General features: G+C 34.9%; 19 protein-coding genes. 9 read left to right on the top strand and 10 right to left on the bottom strand.

What is annotated here, in order from left to right; all coding sequences use genetic code 11:
- Window positions 1-148 precede the first annotated feature (148 nt).
- On the bottom strand, window positions 149-1,036 hold the full coding sequence (locus CJ739_RS02050) for a diacylglycerol/lipid kinase family protein (RefSeq protein WP_117172401.1): 888 nt from the start codon (window positions 1,034-1,036) through the stop codon (window positions 149-151).
- A gap of 63 nt (window positions 1,037-1,099) precedes the next feature.
- Here CJ739_RS02050 and CJ739_RS02045 point away from each other — a divergent pair, with 63 nt between their 5' ends.
- The 9 genes from CJ739_RS02045 (at window position 1,100) to CJ739_RS02005 (ending at window position 12,757) form a co-directional block, all read left to right on the top strand.
- On the top strand, window positions 1,100-2,065 hold the full coding sequence (locus CJ739_RS02045) for an App1 family protein phosphatidate phosphatase (protein ID WP_117172400.1): 966 nt from the start codon (window positions 1,100-1,102) through the stop codon (window positions 2,063-2,065).
- Between the two features lie 112 nt (window positions 2,066-2,177).
- On the top strand, window positions 2,178-3,422 hold the full coding sequence (locus CJ739_RS02040) for a PAS domain-containing sensor histidine kinase (protein ID WP_117172399.1): 1,245 nt from the start codon (window positions 2,178-2,180) through the stop codon (window positions 3,420-3,422).
- Window positions 3,419-4,474, top strand: a complete 1,056-nt coding sequence (locus CJ739_RS02035; protein WP_117172398.1) for a response regulator — start codon at window positions 3,419-3,421, stop codon at window positions 4,472-4,474. Before CJ739_RS02040 ends, CJ739_RS02035 begins: the two co-directional genes overlap by 4 nt.
- Window positions 4,475-4,594: 120 nt before the next feature.
- Window positions 4,595-5,434, top strand: coding sequence for a universal stress protein (locus CJ739_RS02030; RefSeq protein WP_117172397.1), 840 nt, complete (start codon window positions 4,595-4,597; stop codon window positions 5,432-5,434).
- Between the two features lie 52 nt (window positions 5,435-5,486).
- Entirely contained in the window at window positions 5,487-6,164 is a 678-nt protein-coding gene (locus CJ739_RS02025) for a Crp/Fnr family transcriptional regulator (protein ID WP_117172396.1), read from the top strand.
- Window positions 6,165-6,251: 87 nt separating this feature from the next.
- On the top strand, window positions 6,252-7,379 hold the full coding sequence (locus tag CJ739_RS02020) for a vWA domain-containing protein (RefSeq protein WP_117172395.1): 1,128 nt from the start codon (window positions 6,252-6,254) through the stop codon (window positions 7,377-7,379).
- A gap of 92 nt (window positions 7,380-7,471) precedes the next feature.
- Complete coding sequence (locus CJ739_RS02015; RefSeq protein ID WP_117172394.1) at window positions 7,472-8,938, top strand: MoxR family ATPase; 1,467 nt, start codon at window positions 7,472-7,474, stop codon at window positions 8,936-8,938.
- A 302-nt stretch (window positions 8,939-9,240) separates the two neighbouring features.
- Complete coding sequence (locus CJ739_RS02010; protein ID WP_117172393.1) at window positions 9,241-11,325, top strand: HAD-IIB family hydrolase; 2,085 nt, start codon at window positions 9,241-9,243, stop codon at window positions 11,323-11,325.
- Between the two features lie 163 nt (window positions 11,326-11,488).
- Window positions 11,489-12,757 carry a glycosyltransferase gene (locus tag CJ739_RS02005; RefSeq protein WP_236951586.1) on the top strand — a complete coding sequence of 423 codons (1,269 nt, stop codon included), beginning with the start codon at window positions 11,489-11,491 and terminating at the stop codon, window positions 12,755-12,757.
- Window positions 12,758-12,760: 3 nt separating this feature from the next.
- On the opposite strand, the gene CJ739_RS02000 is transcribed toward CJ739_RS02005, so the two are convergent.
- From CJ739_RS02000 to CJ739_RS01960, 9 genes are all read right to left on the bottom strand, one after another.
- On the bottom strand, window positions 12,761-13,333 hold the full coding sequence (locus tag CJ739_RS02000) for a YdeI/OmpD-associated family protein (protein WP_117172391.1): 573 nt from the start codon (window positions 13,331-13,333) through the stop codon (window positions 12,761-12,763).
- Window positions 13,334-13,338: 5 nt separating this feature from the next.
- Window positions 13,339-14,985, bottom strand: a complete 1,647-nt coding sequence (locus CJ739_RS01995) for a M1 family metallopeptidase (RefSeq protein WP_117172390.1) — start codon at window positions 14,983-14,985, stop codon at window positions 13,339-13,341.
- Between the two features lie 24 nt (window positions 14,986-15,009).
- Complete coding sequence (locus CJ739_RS01990) at window positions 15,010-16,317, bottom strand: M28 family peptidase (RefSeq protein ID WP_409446078.1); 1,308 nt, start codon at window positions 16,315-16,317, stop codon at window positions 15,010-15,012.
- A gap of 28 nt (window positions 16,318-16,345) precedes the next feature.
- A complete protein-coding gene (locus CJ739_RS01985; RefSeq protein ID WP_117172388.1) occupies window positions 16,346-16,816 on the bottom strand; it encodes a DUF6265 family protein in 471 nt (156 codons plus the stop codon).
- 363 nt (window positions 16,817-17,179) lie between these two features.
- Window positions 17,180-18,985, bottom strand: coding sequence for an acyl-CoA dehydrogenase FadE (locus CJ739_RS01980; RefSeq protein ID WP_117172387.1), 1,806 nt, complete (start codon window positions 18,983-18,985; stop codon window positions 17,180-17,182).
- Between the two features lie 39 nt (window positions 18,986-19,024).
- Window positions 19,025-19,378 (bottom strand): four helix bundle protein, encoded by a 354-nt coding sequence (locus CJ739_RS01975; RefSeq protein WP_117178674.1) that lies wholly within the window; start codon window positions 19,376-19,378, stop codon window positions 19,025-19,027.
- A gap of 46 nt (window positions 19,379-19,424) precedes the next feature.
- Window positions 19,425-20,615 carry an acetyl-CoA C-acyltransferase gene (locus CJ739_RS01970; protein ID WP_117172386.1) on the bottom strand — a complete coding sequence of 397 codons (1,191 nt, stop codon included), beginning with the start codon at window positions 20,613-20,615 and terminating at the stop codon, window positions 19,425-19,427.
- Window positions 20,616-20,726: 111 nt separating this feature from the next.
- On the bottom strand, window positions 20,727-23,120 hold the full coding sequence (locus CJ739_RS01965; RefSeq protein ID WP_117172385.1) for a 3-hydroxyacyl-CoA dehydrogenase/enoyl-CoA hydratase family protein: 2,394 nt from the start codon (window positions 23,118-23,120) through the stop codon (window positions 20,727-20,729).
- A 5-nt stretch (window positions 23,121-23,125) separates the two neighbouring features.
- Window positions 23,126-23,572 carry a MarR family winged helix-turn-helix transcriptional regulator gene (locus CJ739_RS01960; RefSeq protein ID WP_117178672.1) on the bottom strand — a complete coding sequence of 149 codons (447 nt, stop codon included), beginning with the start codon at window positions 23,570-23,572 and terminating at the stop codon, window positions 23,126-23,128.
- Window positions 23,573-23,744: the final 172 nt, after the last annotated feature.

Raw genomic sequence — 23,744 nt, 5'->3', positions numbered from 1 at the left:
AATAGCAGCGACTTAACCGACACATTACACTTAACTTAACACTAGGGCAAATTTCAAAATTGATGTATCTTTAAAATATGATATTAGTCATGTTTTTAAAGAACCGTAAGGGCCTAAGAAAAGTGTCACCAACAAATTGAAAATTAATTTAAACTGTTTTTCTTGGCAACATAATTTTTATTTTTGAAGGTACTATGCTGGCCTCAATAGTGTTAACTTCACCAATGTATTCGCCATCAACTTGAAGAGGTATTTTTTTCTTGCAGTGTATCACTACTTTTTTTGTAGCGAAGCACTCTACAAATTCAGGATCTCTTAAAGACGTTTCACTTAGGGTGTTTAAAATATCGATGACATTCATTTTTCTGAAAAGCAACACTTCAAAAATAGCATCATCGATTTTTCCATCGGGATTAATAACAGCTCCAGTACCAAATTGATTGGCGTTTGCAATGGCTATCATGATGCCTGCTTTTTGTATTTCTTTTCCGTTTATTTCTATTGAAAAACGATAGGGCAAATCAGATTCTACAAGCGTAGGAATGGTTTGAAGGGCATACCCTAATTTCCCTCTCATAGACGAGTTTTCGTAGTTTTTAATTAAAAGGGCATTAATACCAATATCAGCAATATGAAGGCAAAGATGGTTGTTTACTGAAATAACGTCCATATTAATAAAATGATTCCCTAAGACAATTTTAACTTGTTCTTCGAGGTTGTCCGGTAAGTTGAAATTGGATGCTAATCCGTTAGCAGACCCAGCAGGAATAATGCCGAGAGGTATGTTTGATTCTAGAATAGCTTTTGCAACTAGCTGTATGGTGCCGTCTCCACCTGCAACCAAAATCCTATCAATGGATTTTTTTTCTACAATGTCTTTAATATGTTTTTCATCATTATCGCCTGTGGTTTGGTAGGTTTCTAATGTCGCATGCTGATTTAGAACGATATTTTGTATGTCTTTAGTAATTACACCTTTTTCAGAACCTCCTGAAATCGGATTGATAACCAATAGCAATTTTATTTTTGATTTCATAAAACCTTTATAATTGTTTAAAATTAAGTAATTTGTGGGTCAATTAAGTAAATAAATTCTGATTTGGTAAAACTTGATTTAAAATTATATAGAGGTTATGTAAATGATGTGGAACTTGTTGTTTCTGGGCATGTATTTCAATCATGGGCTCCAGATAAATACCGACTTGATAATAAAGGTATTAGGCATGCGGTTTCCATTATTCATATGTTTAGAATAAAACCCTATCCAAACGCTGTAGTGACTTTAAAATTTAAAAACCTTGAGATAACGACAAAAACTTTAAATGACGGTTTTTTTAGATTTACGCTGCCATTCAACGAACCACTTGAAAGTGGCTGGCATCCTTATGAAGTGATTTGTAAACTTCACAATTTTGGCATTGTGAATGTTGGGGAGATTTTAAAACCTTTTAATAGCAAACTTGGCATTATTTCGGACATAGATGACACCTTTCTTATATCACATAGCAAAAGTTTTTTTAAAAAAATATATGTGCTTTTATTTAGAAACATTAACAACAGAAAAATTTTTGAAGATGTCGTGCAACATTATAAAGCCTTAAGCATTGCAGGGCAAACCAACGAAGTAGCTTCCAACTCCTTTTTTTATGTGTCGAGCAGTGAATGGAACTTATATGAATTTATTGATGCTTTTGCAAGATTGCATGAGCTACCAAAAGCGGTTATTAAACTAAAAGATATAAAGGCAGGAATTTCAGATTTTCTCTTTACAGGGCGTGGTAGTCACAATCATAAATTTGTTAAAATAAAAGAAATTATTTCATTTTATCCACATTTGCAATATGTATTGCTTGGGGACGATAGCCAAAAGGATCCTTATATTTATGAAGAAATTAGTAAAGTCTTCCCAAAAAACATAAAAGCCATTTACATAAGAAAAACATCTAAAACAAAAACCAAAATTGTTAAAATCCTTGAAAATATTGAAAGTTTAGGTGTATCGGTTTGTTATTTTAAATTTAGCAATCAAGCTATAGCACATTCAAAAAAAATAGGGATTATTTAAAAAAACATACACTGTTTTATTTGATTTACGAGGTTTTAAGTATTTTTACCAAGCTTCCATTTTAAGTAGGTTTTATTTTAGTAAATAAAAATTTTAAATGTTATATAATTAAATGTATCAGAACGACAAAGATGTTTTTAATGTGCTTTTTGAAGCTGTGTCAGAAGGTGTTATTGTAGTAAACAATCAGCAACATATTGTTGAAACAAATGCTTCAGCAGAGCGCATGTTTGGTTACAATAAAGATGAACTTATAGGCCAACATCTTAATGTGTTAATTCCACAAAAATACCATGCTGGCCATGCTGCCCATGTAGAAGGTTTTATGGATCATAAGGAAAGTAGGCAAATGGGACGTGGGCGTGATTTGTTTGGGGCTCACAAAAACGGCAACTCATTTCCTGTAGAGGCAGGTTTAAATCCTTTGGAAATTAATGGGGAATCGTTTGTAATGGCATTGGTTATAGATATTTCTATACGCAAGCAACAAGAGCTTGAATTGCTGGAACTAAACGATCAATTGGAAAAAAAGGTTAGTGAGCGTACAAAGACTTTAAGTGATACTGTAGAAGAATTAAAAATTGTAAACAAAGAACGAGATGCCGAAATTAAAAAACGGATTGAGGCCCAAAATAAAATAAAAAACGCTCTTAAAAAGGAAAAGGAACTCAACGAATTAAAAACAAAATTTTTATCGTTAGTCTCCCATGAGTTTAAAACGCCTTTAAGTGGTATTTTAACTTCGGCTATGTTGTTGAGTAAATATAAGTTGACCGAACAACAAGAGAGAAGGGATAAGCACATAAAAACCATTTCAGACAAAGTGCATTATCTTAATAATATTTTAAATGATTTCTTATCCATTGAAAAATTAGATACCGGTAAAATTAATTATAAATTCAGCACGTTTAAAATAAGCAAAATTGTTAATGAAGTGGTATATAACGCCAATATGCTTTTAAAAGAAGGCCAAGAAATAAAATATCCTGAAAATATTGATGATTACTCCATGTTTCAAGATGAAAAAATTGTAGAGTTGGCATTGTCCAACTTGGTACATAATGCCATTAAATACTCATCAGAAAACACCTTGGTAGATATTCAAATAAAGCAGAATGATAAAAATACCACGTTTAAGATTAAGGATAATGGTATTGGAATTCCCCTTAACGATCAAAAAAACATATTTAATCGTTATTTTAGGGCTGAAAATGCACTGCTTACCCAAGGAACTGGCATTGGGCTGAATATTGTAAAAAGCCATTTAGAAAATTTAGGAGGCACAATAAGCTTTACTAGTGAAGAAAATATGGGAAGCGACTTTACATTTATATTACCAAATAAAGTGAAACAATGAAGAAAATATTACTGATAGAAGACGATGTTATTTTAAGGGAAAATACAGCGGAATTATTAGAACTGTCCGATTATAATGTTATCACAGCTCCAAACGGTAAAATTGGTTTGGACATGGCAAGAAAGGATTTTCCAGATATTATTGTGTGTGACATTATGATGCCCGAACTTGATGGTTATGGTGTTTTGGAGGCCTTGGCTGAAAATGAAAAAACCAAACACATTCCTTTTATATTTCTCTCTGCAAAAACAGAGCGTAAAGATGTTAGAAAAGGTATGGATTTAGGCGCAGACGATTACATCACCAAACCTTTTGAAGAAGAAGAATTAATAAGTGCCATTGAAAGTAGGTTAGCTAAGGCCGCTATTTTAAAAGACAGAAGTTTCGAAGCTCAAAAAAATTCTATTTCTAATCAAGAGGATGAACTTAGAACACTTAATGACCTCAAAAACTTTTTTGATGATAACGGCAATGAAATAAGCTATGCTAAAGGTGATATTATTTACGAAGAAGGGCAAAATTCCAATAATATATTTTTAATATCAAAAGGATTGGTTAAATGCCACAAACTGGACGAACAAGGTAAGGATTTAACAACGGCTCTATATAAAGAAGATGATTTGTTTGGTTATACCTCCTTTACACAGAACACGCCCTATCAAGAAACGGCAACAGCTATAAAAGATTCGGAATTGGTGGCACTTTCTAAAAATGAATTGAAAAATGTGCTCAATACCAACCATAATGTCACTTTGGAACTCATACAGTTGTTAACGGACGATTTAACGGTTGTAAAAGAACAATTGTTACAAATGGCATACAGTTCGGTTAAGAGAAGAACGGCTACCACCATACTGAAATTTGCCGAAAAGCTTAACCATAAACCCAATGATTCTATTAGAATTTCCAGAAACGATTTAGCTAGTGTTGCAGGTGTAGCCATAGAGAGCCTAATAAGAACACTTTCAGGCTTTAAGGATTTGGGTATTATTGAAATTGAAGGTAGAAATATTAAAATTTTAGATATTAATAAACTACAGCAAATAAGCTAAGAGACTGTTTAAATTTTATCCTTTGGTTCTTTTTTTATTCAAATAAAAACCAATTATGATTTTGGTCATATTTAGTTAAAGCCCATGCCTTTACTTTTGTTTCTTAGAAGACAAATAGGCATGAAGAATATTTTAATACCAACAGATTTTTCTGAAAATGCATGGAATGCTATAGATTATGCACTCAAATTTTTCAGTAAATCGTCCTGTAACTTTTATTTATTACACGTTAATACAGCTGGTACATTAGTAACTAGTGGAAGTGCTGGCGTGCAAAATAAAAGTGTTGCTTCTGAAACTTTAACAAAATCCCCAAAAAAGTTATTGCAGGAAACTTTAAAGCGGATTTACGACAATCTTCCAAGAAATCCTAAGCATCGGTTTTTTATAATTTCAGATAGTAATTATCTCGTCGATTCCATTAGGGAACAAGTCGTTAAAAATAGAATTAATCTTATTGTAATGGGAACAAAAGGTGCTTCGGGTTTAAAAAAAATAGCCATAGGCACCAATGCGGGAAATGTTATTACAAAAGTAAAATGTACAACCATGGTTGTGCCGGAAAATGCCAAGTATACAGAACTCAAAGAGATTGCATTTCCAACCGATTTCTCCATTTTTTACCGACCAGAGACGTTGCAGCCCATACTGGATATTATTGAAGTAAATAATGCAACGGTTAATGTGTTACATGTAAATAAATATGGTTTGGAGCTTAACGAAGACCAACAAAAAAACAAGGAATATTTAGATGATTATTTTACTAATTACACCCGTAGCTTTCATTTTTTAACTAATAAACATATAGAGAATGCCGTGCAGCAGTTTGTAGATGAAAGAGGAATTAATTTAATAACCATGTTGGCGAAGAATTTAAATTATTTCCAGCTCATTTTATTTCATCCAACCGTCAATGAAATTAGTTATTATAAAGATGTGCCTTTTTTAGTATTACATTAAAATGATGGCTTAACAAATCTTATAATGTTTTTATAACCTTCAATCAACAAGAATGGGAAAGTGTGAACAATGTATTATTAAACAATTCAACGCGCTTAAATCTTTAACTAAAGAAGAGCTTGTTCGAATTTCAGGTTGTAAAACCTCTAAGTTTATTAAAAAAGGTGAAATTATTTTTGATGAAGGCGAATCTATTAACGGTGTTTATTGTGTAAAAGAAGGTATTTGTAAATTGTCTAAGCTAAGCGAAAATGGTAAGGACCAAATAGTAAAAATGGTTGTAAAAGGCCAATTATTAGGCCAGCGTTCCCTTATTACCGACGAGGTTTCAAATTTACAAGCAGTAGCCTTAAACAATATGGAAGTTTGTTTTATTCCTAAAAGAGAAATAATTAACAATTTACAAAATAACCCAAAGTTTTCATTTGATGTTTTAAAGGAAATGGCTCACGATTTAAAAGAAGCAGATAATATTATTGTGAATATGGCTCAAAAATCGGTACGGCAGCGTTTAGCAGAAACCTTGGTTTATATTCATGATAGTTTTGGTGTGAATCCAGATAAAACCTTAAGTATCCTATTATCCCGCGAAGATTTTGCAAACATTGTTGGTACAGCAACCGAGTCTGCCATTCGGGTTTTATCGCAATTTAAAAAAGAAGCCTTAATTTCTGTTGTTGGAAAACAAATACGAATTGAAAATCTAGAGGGCTTAAAACGTGTTGAATAACATCTATAATTTTCACATGTTAAAGAATAGATAAATCTGATTAAAGTATCTTCATTTTTGTATAAAAAACAGTATTTTTATACAGCTATGACAAAATACACGACTTCAAGAAAGGGTTTCGTTTTCAAAAAATACGAAGCTCCAGAACAGGCACCCTTCGATAAACTTTTTGATATTTTTAAAGAGCTTATTACGCACACATCTGGCGATTTTGACGAAGCCATGGATTGGTTGCGGGAATTAGACAAAGAATACGAATTAACAACTCCAGATTATACCATTGATGATTTTATAGAAGACCTTAAAAAGAAAGGTTATATAAGAGAGAAAATAGATCCCAATGGAAATGGAGGCATGGCAATTACTGCTAAAACAGAACGTGCCATTCGTCAACAAGCACTCGACCAGATTTTTGGCAATATAAAACGCAGTGGTCAAGGCAACCATAAAAGTAAGAGTCCTGGTATTGGCGATGAGCATACGGGCGATTTTAGAACCTATCAATTTGGAGATGCTTTAGATAAAGTTTCTATGACCGAAAGTTTGAAGAACGCCCAAATAAATCATGGTATTGGAAATTTTAGTATTTCAGAAGATGATTTGGTTGTAGAAGATACACTCCATAAATCCCAAATGAGTACTGTATTAATGATTGATATTAGCCACAGCATGATACTTTATGGTGAAGATAGAATTACACCAGCAAAGAAAGTAGCCATGGCTTTGGCAGAATTAATCACCACACGTTACCCCAAAGACACATTGGATATTTTAGTGTTTGGTAACGATGCGTGGCAGATAGAAATCAAGGATTTGCCCTATCTAAAAGTCGGTCCTTACCACACAAATACCGTCGATGGTTTACAGTTGGCTATGGATTTACTTAGAAGAAAGCGAAATACCAATAAACAGATTTTTATGATAACCGATGGGAAGCCAAGTTGTGTGCGTATGCCAGATGGCCACTATTATAAAGACAGTGTTGGGTTAAATCCATTTATTACCAATAAGTGTTACGCTATGGCACAACAAGCCAGACGGTTGCACATTCCCATAACAACTTTTATGATTGCTAAAGATCCTTATTTAATGCAATTTGTACGAGAGTTTACTTATGCCAACCAAGGAAAAGCATTTTATACTGGATTAAAAGGCTTGGGTGAAATGATTTTTGAAGATTATGAAACTAATAGAAAAAAGAGGATAAGGGGATAGGATTATAAGTTATGAGTTATAAGTTATAAGTTATGAGTTAAAAGTTATGAGTTAAAAGTTACTCATATGATTTTTGAAATTAAAATGAAACTATGGAAATAAAGGATATTAAGACACTAGGCGACTTAAAAAAAATAGGCTATAAAAGTAAATCTATAAAAGATGAATTGCGGGATAATCTCATTCAGAGAATAAAAAATAATGAAACCACTTTTGAAGGTGTTCATGGTTATGAAAACACCGTAATTCCTGAGTTGGAACGGGCCATTTTATCGCGTCATAATATTAATTTGTTGGGTTTGCGTGGACAAGCAAAAACACGTTTAGCACGGTTAATGTTGAATTTATTAGATGAATACATTCCGTATGTGGAAGGTTCTGAAATTAATGACGATCCCTTTCAGCCTATATCAAGGTATGCCAAAGAATTAATTAATGAAAAAGGAGATGATACACCCATTTCGTGGTTGCACAGAAGCGAACGTTTTGCTGAAAAGTTAGCAACACCAGATGTTACGGTGGCAGATATTATTGGTGATGTGGATCCGATTAAAGCAGCCAATTTAAAACTGAGTTATGCCGATGATCGCGTCATTCACTACGGGATGATACCTAGAGCCAATCGTTGTATTTTCGTCATTAATGAGTTACCGGATTTACAAGCAAGAATTCAAGTCGCTTTATTTAATATTTTGCAAGAAGGCGATGTTCAAATTAGAGGTTTTAAGTTGAGGTTACCGTTGGATATTCAGTTTTTATTTACCGCAAATCCTGAGGACTATACAAACAGAGGAAGTATTGTAACCCCATTAAAAGATCGGATTGGGTCTCAAATTTTAACCCATTATCCAGCAGATATAGAAACTGCAAAGCTAATTACGGCTCAAGAAGCTAAGGTTTTAGAAAGTCAAACAGCGTCTGTTACAGTACCAGATTTAGCTAAAGATTTGTTAGAACAAATTGTATTTGAAGCCAGAAAAAGTGACTATATAGATGCAAAAAGTGGTGTGAGTGCCAGATTAAGTATTACAGCCTTTGAGAATTTATTAAGTACAGCCGAACGACGCGCTTTAAAATCGGGAGACGATAAAACCACGGTGCGTTTAAGCGATTTTGTGGGCATCATTCCATCTGTTACCGGAAAGGTTGAGTTGGTTTATGAAGGCGAACAGGAGGGAGCTGCCATAGTTGCGTATAATTTAATTGGTGAAGCGGTTAAAAGTTTATTTCCAAAGCTTTTTCCTAAAATAGAAAAACTAAAAAAACAAGAAGAGGAAAGTCCTTATGACGACATTGTATCTTGGTTTTTCAATCAAAGTGACGGTTTTGAATTATTGGACGAAATCAGGGATAAAGAATACAAAAATATACTGGATGCCATTTCTTCTTTAGATGATTTACTGGGGATATACCAACCAAATTTAAGAAAAGAAGATTCCTATTTTATGAAGGAGTTTGTGCTTTGGGCATTGGTTGAATTTAAGTTACTCAGTAAATTCAGGTTTACAGAAGGCACTCAATTTAAAGATCCTTATGGTAGTTTTATAAGTGGTATTTGACGAAATAAGCTTTTAACTATTTTATTTTTTTGGAACAGGCTTAAAATAATTTGATTTTAAGCCTTTTTTATGACTTTCCTTTATTACTCAGTATTCTGATGTCATTTTCTTATTTGCGTCAATCTTATTTTCATTTTTGATAATATAAACTTTTATTTTGTTTTATATTTATACGTTTTTTCTCACTATTTAAGAAGTGATTTTCGATGATAAATTTAATTTTTTGTATATTGGGATATAACACCGCGTCAAGGGCGTTTGGCACTTAACCTGTATAATTTAATATATTATCACAATAAAATATGGATGTAAAAAAAAGTAATAAACAACATGATATCAAATTATTATCCTTTGATGTGGATAATACATTATTAGAGTTTCATACCCTTAAAACTAATTTTACTACTATATGGAATACCTATAAACCAGATTCTGAGGTTTTATTAACCTATAATTCAGGACGGTTAATCGACGATGTTCTAAACCTAATAAAAAAGGGGGTTTTACCCGAGCCACATTATATAATAGCTGGTGTGGGAACGCTTATTTACGACTATAAAAATAAATCTATAGTTAAAGAGTTTAATGACGTTCTAGATGAGGGTTGGGATTTGGAAGCTGTTGAAGAACTTATCAGTAATATTAATTATCCCATAAGTGAGCAGCCTACTAAATTTCAACATGCTTATAAACGAAGTTATTATTTACACGATGCTGGCCCAGAGCTTATAGATAATATAGAAGAAGTTTTTGCAAGCGCAAAAATGCATGTTAATGTTGTTTATTCGGGCGAAAAATTTTTAGATATTTTACCAAAGTGGGCCAACAAAGGCAACGCATTGCAGTGGTTATTAAACAAATTAGATGTAGAATCGCATAGTACGTTAGTGGCTGGCGATAGTGGAAACGATTGCGCCATGTTCGATATGGAAGATGTAAAAGGTATTGTAGTCGCCAATGCCCATGAAGAACTCTATAAATATACCAAGCACCGACAAGTGTATCATTCCGAAAGCGACTATAGTAATGGTATTATAGAAGGTTTGGTTTATTATGGTATCTTGCCTGAAGATGCTATAAATACGAATAATGAAGATCATTCCGATGATTTTTTTATAAAAAAGGAACTAAACAATGCAGCTGCTCATGAAGATGAAGATGAAAAAATAGCTTTGATACGCGAAGGCTATGATAAAGCCATTGAAGCATTACGAAAAAATATCACACCACTTGGTTTTTCGGCGTGTTCCATGAAGGATAATGTGCCTAATGGCACCGACGAAAATTATCATAGCGTTTGGGCTAGAGATGGAGCTATAACTGTTATAGGGTCACTTCCTTTATTACATGATAAAGAAATCCACAAATGTCAACGCCAAACACTACTAACCTTAATGGAGCATATTTCGCGTAGTGGACAAATTCCTTCCAATGTACGCATAAAAGATAATGTACCGGATTATTCTGGAGTAGGAGGTATTTGTTCCATTGATAGCGGACTTTGGGTTGTCATTGCCTTTTTCGAATATGTGAATGTAACAAAGGATATTGCTTTTTTAAGGGACCATGTTTCAGATATAAAAGAAACCATGCGATGGCTTGGTGCACATGATGGTAATAACGATGCGTTACTGGAAATACCGGAAGCAGGGGATTGGACTGATTTGTTTGGGAGGAGTTATAACATTCTATATGATGAAATATTATGGTATAGAGCCAATGTATGTTTTGGTCGTATGTTGGAAATGTTAGGTGATTATGAGCAAGCTGGGGAGTATATTCGTTGGTCTCAAGTTATAAAAAAGGAAATACTTCAAAATTTTTGGCCTTCTACACAACAAAAATTATTTCAATCGTTTTCTTTTGCTGAAAGGCAATTTAGTTTAGGGGATACTACATATTTGATTGCTCAAGTAACACCGTTTGATTTTAGTTGGCGTTGCGATATTTTAGGCAATGTACTTGCTTTTTTACACGGTACAATTGACGCAGATAAAGCACATCAAACTTTACGTTTTATGCTAGGAGTAGGTGTTAACGAGCCTTTTCCTGTGGCGAATGTGTATCCCGTTGTAAGCCCGGGAGATCCAGACTGGCGGCCTTATTATACAGTGAACCTTTTAAATTTACCAAACCACTATCACAATGGAGGTATATGGCCTTTTGTGGGTGGTTTTTGGGTTAAATTCATAAATAAACTTGGCTTAAAAGAAATGGCAATAGCCGAATTGCATAAACTAGCTTTAATCAATAAAGAAGGAGTAAATGAAGCATGGGAATTTACAGAATGGGCACACGGAATTACCGGAAAGCCCATGGGTAAATCCTACCAGGCATGGTCTGCAGCACAATATATTTCTGCATGCCATGATTTAAAAATAATTTAAACAGTCTCTTAAAACTAAAATTAAAATTATGAAATCGCCATGATTTGGAAACGCAATTGATAATCATCGAACACCAATGAAAATAGAGCGATAACACCTGCCTGCCGGCAGGCAGGTATAACCTTTAAAAAACAATAAATATTTACATATGAAATCTATATTAATGATCTCTTTACATGGTTATGTCGGCGCCCATGCCGAATTAGGAAAACCAGATACCGGTGGGCAGGTGGTATATGTTTTAGAACTAGCAGAACGCTTTAGTAGGTTGGGGAAACGAGTAGATTTAGTGACTCGTCAATTTGAAAATCAACCAGAATATGATATCGTAGATGAGAATTTTAGTGTATGGCGTATTCCTTTTGGCGGAAAAAAGTTTATCCGAAAAGAAGATATGCACGATCACTTAAAAAAGTTTGTGACCAATTGTTTAACAGCAATTAAAAAGGAACAAAAAAAATATGATATTGTTTACACCCATTATTGGGATGCCGGTTGGGCTGGACAGAAAATTGCTGAAGAGTTGGGGATCTCGCATGTACATACACCACATTCTCTTGGATGGTGGAAACGGCATACGATGGGTAGTGATATGGACGAAAAAGAAATGGAGAAAACTTACCGTTTTAAAGAGCGTATTCGAAAAGAATATTTTGTGTATCAAATGTGCAATTATGTTATTGCGACCACACTACCACAGGTAGATTTACTTACTAAACAATATGATATGTTACCTCGGAATTGTGGTATGATTCCTCCAGGAATTGATGAAAATCGCTTTTTTCCAGTACCTTCCAAAGAAAATGACAAGGTTCGTTCTAAGTATGATATCCATCCTAATGATATTCTTGCTCTTGGTCGTATGGCACATAACAAAGGTTACGATCTTCTTTTACAGGCTTTGCCAACGGTAATGCAACTTTGTCCGGAAGCACGTTTGGTTGCGGCGATTGGTGGCGATCAATCTGCTCAAGATATGGAAGGCTTGGAAAAGCTTAAAAAATTGGCAGGTGAGTTAGGTGTATTAGATAAAATAAAATGGAAAAATTATGTAGAAGATGAAGATTTAGCCAATGTTTATAGATCCGCAAATATTTTCGCCATGCCCTCTAGGTACGAGCCTTTTGGAATGGTCGCTATTGAAGCGATGGCATGTGGTACACCTAGTGTTGTAACGGTTCATGGAGGCTTATACGATTTAATTGATTTTGGGCATCAAGCGCTATTTGCAGATCCTCATCGCCCAATAGAATTTGGAGCCATGTTATCAATGCCTCTTTTATACCCTAAATTGCGAAATGAATTGTCTGTAGAAGGAGCTAGGTTTGCACGCCGTAATTTTGGATGGACAGGTATCGCGAAACGTATCCTTGAGATATTTAATAATTCCATCAATTTACGTTCAATGGAATCAAATATATATTCACATTAGAGATTACCAATCGCTTCTGCTTTTAATATTATTAGCGCATAACTGAATGATTTCGGTGATGCGCTTTTTTCTGGTGTCTTCTCTTTTGGCTTGATTTAACCAATAGAGATAACTTTTCCTGTAAGAAGGAGCAAAGTTTTGATAATTAGAAAAGGCTACTGGATTTTTATCAAATTGTAATTGTAAGTCGTTAGGAACGATACCATTTTCAACAGCATCTAAAACGGTCCAATTACCATTTTCTTTTGCTATCCCAATAGTTTTTAATCCACTTTCGTGCATCAAATCATTAGCAATTAATTCTTCAATATACTTTTTGTTTAATGCACTCCAGACACTTTTGGGGTTTCTGGGTGTAAAATATTGCCTTCGCTTACCATCTCCCAAACTTTTTACTGTAGAATCTATCCACCCATAGCATAGAGCTACTTTAACCGCTTCTTCCCAACGCATGCTGTCATTTTCATGCTGAACTTTATAAAATATTAAATAAGCACCTTTGTATGATTTATGATTTTTGTGCAACCAATCACGCCACTCTTTATCTGTTTTAAAATATAATTCGGGTAGTTCCAAAAGAATTAAAGCTTTTTTGTTTCAACATAAAAGTCTGGGTCTATTTCAAATGACACATTTTTACTGTCTAAAATTTTTGTTTTCCATTCGGCTTTTGGGAATAACCATTCTTCTTGACCATCAATAGATACTTGAATAGGCATATCAAATTTGTCTATAATATTTGTCCATCTATATTTTAATTCCTTATTTTTTATGGTATATTCTAAAGTTGGAATTTTTGTGGTTCTTAAATACTGATTGAAAAACTCGGTCAAATCAATACCGGTTTTCTCGCTCATATAATTTTCAATTTGTTGCGTGGTGACCGTTTGATGATAAAAAGTTCTGTTTAAGCCACGCAAAATTTGTCGCCATTTTTCATCATCTTCTACTAATTGCCGTAAGGTGTGTAGCATATTTCCTCCCTTTGGGTACATATCTGCAGAACCTTCCGTATTTACATGATAGTAACCTATAATAGGGCGGTCATTTTGTATACCTTTTCTAGTGCCTATAACATATTCTGCACCCGCTTCTTTGCCATAATAGTATTCCAAAAATAAACTTTCAGAATAATTTGTAAAGCTTTCATGAATCCACATATCTGCAATATCGATATAGGTTATATTATTTGCAAACCATTCGTGGCCAGATTCGTGTATGATAATGAAATCGAATTTTAATCCCCAACCTGTACCCGATAAATCTTTTCCTAAATAACCTTGCATGTATTTGTTACCATAAGTAACCGAGCTTTGATGTTCCATCCCTAAATAAGGCACTTCAACTAATTTGTAGCCATCTTTATAAAAAGGATATGGACCAAACCAATGTTCAAAAGCCTTCATCATTTTGGGTGCATCTTTAAAATGGACTTTAGCTTTTTCTAAATTATCTTTTAAAACATAATAATCCATATCTAAATTTCCATTTTCGCCATCAAATACTTCTGAGAAATGCGCATAATCACCAATATTGATATTTACACCGTAATTGTTTATTGGGTTTTTTACAATCCAATGATAGGTTTTTGTATCTCCATATTGTTCTACACTTCTTAACCTGCCATTAGATACATCCATAAGCTTGCTGGGCACATTAACGCTAATAAGCATGCTATCTACTTCATCGTACATGTGGTCTTTGCATGGCCACCAAACACTGGCACCCAAACCTTGGCAAGAAGATGCTATAAAATGATTACCGTTTTCGTCTTTTTTCCAAGAGATACCACCATCCCAAGGTGCTCTTACGGCTTCTCTTGGATGGCCTTCATAATGGACATCGATACTATTAATATCATTTACCTTTTGAGGGTCTTTTAAAGTTATAAAATGTGCATTGCCATCATGCCTTATGTCTAACTCTTTGTTGTTTTGGACTGCCTTTGTGATTTTTAATGGTGGTTGCAAATCAATTTGCATCACCGAATTGTTTTCGAGTACTTTGTATTGAATGGTGTTCTTTCCAGAAATATATTTTTCATCTGGCTTTACTTTAATGTCTAAATGATAATAAGTTAAGTCCCACCAAACACGTTCTGGAGTGATGCTTCCTCTTAGTGTATCTTGTCTGGTGAAATTGTTTTTTTCTGAAAGTAAACCTTGAGCTTGCACTTTTGCAGTTGAAGCTAATAAAACAATCGCCCATATTACTAATAAACGTCTCATCATATATTTAAAATAATTAATGTTCTAAAATACAGTATTTGGGAAAACCACAACACTTTCAAAGCCATTTTCTCCAACGGATGCTATGCCAAAAAAATAGTTATCAACAACAATACCATCTAATGTGAATTCGGAAACTTCACCGACATATCTACTATAATCCCAAGTAGGCGAGGTAGTATCTCTCCAATAGATTTTATAGCCAACCGCACCATCTACCTTATTCCATTTCAATTTTGCCGAAGGTTCTACGGCACCACCAATAGAAACATTTTTTGGTGGTGGTGGCGCAGATGCTAAACTTGCTAAGTTAATGGCATTTACAGCAGTTAGCTTTTTAACATAATCAAAATTTACATGTTCAATAATATCACCATATTTAATACCGTTTTCTTCTCTAATATCTTGATGCTGTTGGTCGTAATTTTCGTGAGCTTCCATAATTCTGATCCCTGAAAAACCTAAATCATTAAACGGACGATGATGTCCGCCACGACCAAACCTATCCAATCTGTAAACCATCATCGGGTTCATTTCCGGCATATACGTTTTTGTGGTTTTATAAACATATCTGGCTAGTTGTCTGGAAATCCCATCAACTTCACCACCATAAAAGCGTCTTAGTTGTCGTTCCCGTTCTGTTTCTGTTGGTGGAACAGGTTCCGAAAAAATTCTAAACGTCCTATTATCAATAATTCCATCCAATCCTTTAATATTTCCAATCATATCATTATTGAAAACTCCAACAATATCCCAGTGATGTTCTTTTGCATAGTTGGCCAATCCAGCACCGCCAAACAAACCTTGTTCCTCTCCCGAAAGTCCAACATATATAATGCTATTTTCAAATTTGTATTTGGATAATACTCTGGCAGCTTCCATCGTTCCTGCCATACCAGAAGCATTGTCGTTAGCTCCGGGTGCATCTGTAATAAAATCCATGGTATTACTAGCACGAGAGTCTATATCTCCACTCATAATAATATATCGGTTTGGATACTTTATGCCTTTTTGAATAGCGACTACATTCACTACCCAAGCATCATGAGGCACTCTATTATTGCCTTTTTTAGTCACAAAATCCTTTTGATAAAAAACCTGAAGGCAATCATCGCAATTACTGGAAATGGTTTCAAATTCCTGTTTTATCCAGCGTCTAGCAGCTCCAATGCCTCGTGTATTTGACACCGTGTCACTAAAAGTGTTGCGTGTGCCAAAATTTACAAGTGTCTGGATATCTTTTTCAAGGCGTTTTTCAGAAACAGCATCTATGATGTTATATAGATCTTGAGGAGTTTGCGCATATGAAACTACACAGAATAGGAATAACATTAATAGATTTTGAAATTTCATGGATTTTTTACTTTTTATAATTGAATTTTACAGTTTCAACAGTGCCATTTTCCTGTTGTAGATCTACAAAAACATTCATTTCATTGGCATTAATCTTTTCAAAAACCATGCCTTCAAAAGCCACTTTGTTTGCTGTTATTTCCTTTAATGGAAAATCGACTGTTTCATCTTTTGCTTCCCAACCTTTCAAATCGTTATTAAAATGTTTTATCTGAAGTATTAATGTGTTATTTACTTCCCTAATTATTTCTATTTCGTAAAAAGTAACTTTATTGTTTACTATTAATTTGAAGGTTGCCATCATCGAGTCGCCCGATGGTTCGCTCCAGTTTTCTTCGGTTAATCCTCCAAATGCTTCGCCTTTCCAATTGCCCGAAATCCAAGCTATGTTTTCTAATTTTGGCTCAAGTACTTGCTCCTTTTGCGCATAAATTGCAGTAGATATAAAAAGCAGAATAAGAATACTTAATTTTTTCATTTGATATTTTTTACTAAAATACTTAAAAGTGGTTTAAACTTTTCTAATTGGCTAAAAAATCGCCCTTTTTTGCCCACTCTACATCTTTTTTCTTTCCGTAGCTTTTCCAACGCGACAAGCTGGCTCCTTCTCTAAAAAGGTTTACTAAACCTTTTCTTTACGCTCGGCCCTAACTCGAAAAAGGCTTTAATTGGACAAAATTGCCATTGCGCTGGCTGGCTCGTTTGCTAAAATAACCCACTGGGTTATTTTTTCACGCTCCGTCCTGCTTCAATTGAAAAGTTTAAAACCACTTTAAAATTAAAAAGCGTTTCAAAAAATATATTTTTGAAACGCTTTAAGAATTGAGTCAGTCACTATTTATTAAAAGCAGTATTTGTTTTCTTTAATAACTTTACTTGCTATAATATTTCTTAATTCTATAATGTTTGGCATATTTACGTATTTAATATAGCGTTTTAAACCCATTAGCATCATACGTTGCTCATCACCAGTTGAGAATGAAATGATGGAGTGTTTGCCTGCAGTTTCAATAACATCAATAGCATGGAATAAATTTAATTTTGCCATAGCTATTTGTTCTTTAGCTTTTTCTTCACCTTCTTTTTTAGCTATTTTTTCAGCACGTAGAATAGCAGATTCAGCTAAGTATATTTGAATTAAAATATCTGAAGCAGCCAACATGAGTTGTTGACGTTTTTCAATTTCCTCACCATATTTCTGTAAAGCCGCTCCTGCAACCATTAAAAATAATTTTTTAAGATTGACTATAATACTTTTTTCTTCTGAAAATAATTCTGAAAAATCAGGCGTGTCAAATGATGGGATACCTGTTAGTTCATTAGCAACAGCAGTTGCTGGTCCTAATAAATCCAGGTGCCCTTTCATGGCTTTTTTAATAAGCATCCCTATACTTAACATGCGGTTAATTTCGTTGGTGCCTTCATAGATTCTGGCAATACGGGCATCTCTCCAAGCCGATTCAATAGGTGTTTCTTCAGAGAATCCCATGCCTCCAAAAATTTGAATGCCTTCATCGGTACACCGTTGTGTAAATTCAGAAACAGCTACTTTTAGTATAGAACATTCAATGGCATACTCTTCAACGGCTTTTAATTCGGCTTCTTGGTGGGTGTCTTTTCCGTTATTCTGACGAAGAATAATACGGTCTTCAATATTTTTAGCTGCACGATAACTAGCAGTTTCCCCAACCCAACAATTGGTTGCCATTTCTGCTATTTTTTGACGAATAGCCCCAAAACTGGAAATTGGTGTGTTAAATTGAATACGTTCATTAGCATATTTAACCGATTCTGTTATAACACGACGTTGCGCATCCAAACAAGCGGCGGCTAATTTAATTCTACCAACGTTTAAGGCATTCATGGCTATTTTAAAACCATTGCCTCTGGTTGACAACATATTTTCAACTGGAACAACGGTATCATTAAAAAACACCTGTCTTGTTGAAGACGCACGGATACCTAATTTGTGTTCTTCTTCACCCATGGTAATCCCGTTAGGGTTGTTTTTATCGTATTCAACAATAAATCCCGTAATGTATTTATCGTCTTCAATTCTTGCAAAAACAATCATTAAACTACAAAACCCAGCATTGGAAATCCACATTTTTTGCCCCGTAATGCTATATGATTTTCCATCGGCAGATAAAACAGCTTTTGTTTTACCTGAATTGGCATCACTACCAGCACTAGGTTCAGTTAAACAGTAAGAACCAAACCATTCTCCGGTTGCCAATTTTGGAATATACTTTTGCTTTTGTTCTTCGGTGCCATATAATAGTATAGGTAAAGTACCAATACCTGTATGCGCACCAAAAGCGGTACTAAAAGAACCGGTAGCACCAGAAATATAATCACATACCAACATGGTATCTACAAACCCCATACCCATACCACCATATTCAGTGGGAACAGAAACGCTTAAAAACCCCATTTCACCAGCTTTTTGCATGCAAGATTCTGTTAAGGCATAATCTTTAGCTTCAAAGCGAGGTTTGTTTGGCCAAATTTCCCTGTCAACAAATTCGGTAACAGCCTCTTTCATCATCAATTGTTCTTCCGAAAAGTCTTCAGGCGTGAATATGTCTTCGCAGTTTGTTTCTTTAACTAAAAACTGACCGCCTCTTAAAATATCTTTTTCTTCCATTTTCTTTAGATTTATAGAATCAAGAATCAAGAACCTAGACTATAATTTTAGTCCAGATTGGAATCCTGAAATCATTTTTTGTATTTGTTTAATTTTTTGTTCTAATTCATTAAATTTTTCTTTCGAAAGATATCTCTTATTATATGCAATATTAAGTTGTGTTTCCCATTCAAAGGCTGAACCTAAACTATCTTCTAAATATTTATTAAAATGTTTATCTGAGCTTTTACTAGAGCCTTCAGAAATATTAGAAGGAATAGAAACTGCACATCGATTCATTTGACTCGTTAACCCATAAGCTTCAAATTCAGGAAGAGTACGAGTGAGCTTGTATGATTCTGAAACAAGTAACATACTTTCATCCCAAATTTTTAATTTCTTAAAATTATGCATAGTCTTTTTTTGGTGTCTTGATTCTTGGATCTTAAAATCTTGATTCTTAACTAAGGAATTCAAAAATACCACAAGCACCTTGTCCTGTACCAACGCACATGGTAACAGCGCCATATTTGTTTTTCATGTTACGTTTGCGCATTTCGTCAAATAATTGCACAGACAGTTTAGTACCCGTACAACCAAGTGGATGCCCTAAGGCAATAGCGCCTCCGTTTACATTCACAATATCTGGGTTTAAACTTAACTCTCGAATGACGGCTAACGATTGTGATGCAAAAGCTTCGTTTAATTCAATAAGTTCTAAATCTTTTTGTTGTAATCCTACAAAATTTAATGCTTTTGGAATCGCTTTAACGGGGCCAATACCCATAATACGAGGTTCTACGCCAACAGCAGCATAACTTACTAAACGGGCAATGGGTTCGAGGTTTAATTCTTTTACCATATCTTCACTCATAACCATTACAAAAGCAGCACCGTCGCTCATTTGTGATGAGTTTCCTGCTGTGACACTTCCACCAGCAGCAAATACAGGTTTTAATTTAGCCAGTGCGTCTAGACTAGTTCCAGCACGAGGCCCTTCATCTTTAGTTACAGTATAAGATTTTGTTGCTTTTTTTCCGTTGTCGTCAATATAAATTTGCTCCACATTTATAGGAACAATTTGGTCTTGGAATCTATTTTCAGCTAAAGCTTTCAATGCCTTCATATGAGAGTTGTAAGCAAACGCATCTTGGTCTTCACGAGATACTTTAAATTGGTTGGCAACAGCTTCAGCAGTGTTTCCCATACCCCAGTAGTAATCTTCATGTCCAGCTTTTACAGTATCATAATTCAATTCGGGTTTAAAGCCAGTCATAGGCACCGAGCTCATGCTTTCTGAGCCACCTGCAATAATGCAATCGGCCATTCCCGTTTGAATTTTTGCTGCAGCGATAGCGATAGTTTCAATGCCTGAAGAACAAAATCGGTTTACCGTTACCCCGGGTACATCAACGCTGTTTAGTCCAATTAATGAAATAAATCGTGCCATGTTTAGACCTTGTGCGCCTTCTGGCATGGCATTACCAACAATAACGTCGTCAATACGTTTTACATCAAGGTTAGGTAATTCTTTCATCATGTACTGGATGGTTTCAGCACCTAATTCATCTGCTCTTTTAAAGCGAAAGACACCCTTTGGTGCTTTGCCAACGGCGGTTCTGTATGCTTTTACTATATATGCTTGTTTCATTTTTCCTCTCCCTAACCCTCTCCGAAGGAGAGGGGATTTTAACGGGTATATTTTAATTATACATTATTTTTAGTTTCCAAGTCCCTCCCCTTTGGGGAGGTTAGGAGGGGACTAGTTGCGAAGTGGTTTCCCAGTTTTCAGCATGTGTTGAATACGCTCTAAGGTTTTACGCTCTGTACATAAACTTAAAAAGGCTTCACGTTCTAGGTCTAGTAAATATTGTTCGCTTACTAAAGTAGGTTCCGATAAATCGCCACCTGCCATCACATAGGCTAATTTGTTGGCGATTTTATGATCGTGTTCACTTATAAAGTTAGATGCTTCCATGGAATCGGTGCCCACTAAAAACATACCTAAAGCTTGTTTACCAAGTACTTTAACATCGGTACGCTTTATGGGTTGTGTATAGCCAGTTTCTGCCATTAATTTAGCATAAGCTTTTGCGGTAGCTATTTGGCGATCTTTGTTAACAACTACCACATCTTTTCCTTTTTGAAGTACACCCATATCGAACGCTTCGTAAGCCGATGTTGCCACTTTTGCCATACCAATGGTTAAGAAATATTCTTGTAGCGTATTCAATTCTACATCGCCTTTTCTAAAGGTGTCGGATGTTCGTAAAGCCATTTCTTTTGAGCCACCACCACCTGGAATAACGCCAACTCCAAACTCAACCAAACCAATATAAGTTTCGGCAGCAGCCACAACTTTATCAGCATGCATCGATAGCTCGCAACCACCACCCAGCGTCATACCATGAGGCGCTGCAATGGTAGGGATTGCCGAATAACGCATACGCATCATGGTGTCTTGAAAATATTTAATGGCGGCATTAAGTTCATCATATTCTTGCTCGACAGCCATCATGAAAATCATGCCTATATTGGCACCAACCGAGAAGTTTGCTGCTTGGTTACCGATAACCAAACCAGCAAAATCTTTTTCAGCAATGTCTATAGCTTTATTTAGTCCTGCCAACACATCGCCACCAATGGTGTTCATTTTTGATTGGAATTCGCAGTTTAAAATACCATCGCCCAAATCTTCAATCACAACGCCTGTATTTTTAAATACTTCTTTGGATTTTCGAATGTTATCTAAAATGATGAAGGCATCTTGACCAGGTATTTTTTCTTGCGATTTTTTCGGGATATCATAAAAATATGTAGCACCATTTTTTACAGAGTAGAACGAGGTGTTTCCTGAAGCTAACATCTCATTTACCCAAGCGGCAGGTTCTAAACCTTCGGCTTTCATTATTTCTATGCCTTTTTCTACACCTATGGCATCCCAAATTTGAAACGGACCATGTTCCCAACCAAAGCCAGCTTTCATGGCATCATCTATCTTATATAATTCGTTTGTGATTTCTGGAATTCGATGTGATACATAAGCGAACATTGAAGCGAAATTTTTTCTGTAAAAATCGCCTGCCTTGTCTTTTCCCGAAACCAAAACTTTAAAACGGTCGATAACTTTATCAATGGTTTTTGTAAGTTCTAAAGTTGCAAAGTTTGCTTTTTTTGAGGGTTTGTATTCTAGTGTATTTAAGTCTAATGCTAAAATATCTTTACCTTCCTTTTTATAAAATCCTTGTCCTGTTTTGCTTCCTAACCATTTTTTTTCCATCATGGTATGGATGAAATCGGGTAGTTTGAAAAGTTCGTGGGCTTCATCATTAGGACAATTTTCATAAATACCATTGGCAACATGCACCAAGGTATCTAATCCAACCACATCGACAGTTCTAAAGGTTGCCGATTTTGGACGTCCAATAACGGGACCTGTTAGTTTATCAATTTCTTCAACCGTTAGGCCTAATGATTTTACTTGATGGAATAAGCTTTGAATACCAAAAATCCCAATACGGTTTCCTATAAATGCCGGTGTGTCTTTGGCGATTACCGATGTTTTTCCTAAAAATTGTTCGCCGTAACCATTTAAAAAGTCTAAAACTGAAGCATCAGTTTTAGGTCCAGGAATAATTTCAAATAGCTTTAAATACCGGGCAGGATTGAAAAAGTGTGTGCCGCAGAAATGCTTTTGAAAATCCTCACTGCGTCCTTCACTCATAAAATGAATAGGAATGCCTGAAGTGTTGGAAGTAATTAAAGTGCCTGGAGTTCTATATTTGTCTAGCTTTTCAAAAACACTTTTTTTAATGTCCAATCGTTCAACAACAACTTCCATAATCCAATCTACTTGGGACACTTTAGCAATATCATCTTCTAAATTACCCGTAGTAATTCTACTGGCAAAACTTGAATGATAAATAGGAGAGGGTTTCGATTTTAATGCAGCTGCCAACGCTTCATTTACCAATCGGTTTCTTACTATTTTGTCGTTAAGTGTTAATCCTTTTGCTTTTTCGGCATCATTTAATTCTCTGGGAACTATATCGAGCAACAACACATCTACACCAATATTTGCGAAATGACATGCAATACCGCTTCCCATAATTCCAGAGCCAATAATGGCCACTTTTTTAATTCTTCGTTTGCTCATTTTAATTACTTATCGTTTTGATCGTATATTTTTTTGTTTAAAATCATGTCGTTAATCATTTCGGTAACTTCATAGAAATGGTTTAATTTCTCTTCTGAAACATTTTTTTTGATGCTTTCATTGAAGATTAAAACTTTTTCTTTGGAATGGGCTCTTTTTTCACGTCCAAAATCAGTAAGACGGATAATAACACCTCTGCCATCTTCAGGATTAGGATGACGTTCTATCAATCCTTTTGCTTCCATTGTTTTTAATATTCTTGACAAACTGGTAGCTTCCATCCCCATTTTTGGGCCTAAGGCTGTAGATGCTGTTCCTTTTTCTGGGTCTATACTCAATAATGTAAAGCCAGTAGCCATGGTGCTGCCAAATTTTGCAGCTTCTTCATTATACATTTTCTGAACAGCAAGCCATGTGGTCCGTAACATATAATCAATTGTTTTCTCTTTCATTTTTTTTGGTTGGATAGTCCAAATATATGAAAATATATTATGCATGCATAATATATTAAGAAAAATTATGACGTTTTTTTGATTGAACTCGTTTAAAATTTTTTGATTGAAGCGAAAATCAGTTATTTAGTGCTCGGTTGAAGGCTTTTTTGAGTTGCATAGCAGGGCTATG

It is taken from the genome of Mariniflexile sp. TRM1-10 (genome assembly GCF_003425985.1).
Classification (GTDB): domain Bacteria; phylum Bacteroidota; class Bacteroidia; order Flavobacteriales; family Flavobacteriaceae; genus Mariniflexile.
This window is presented reverse-complemented; position numbering and strand designations above follow the sequence as displayed.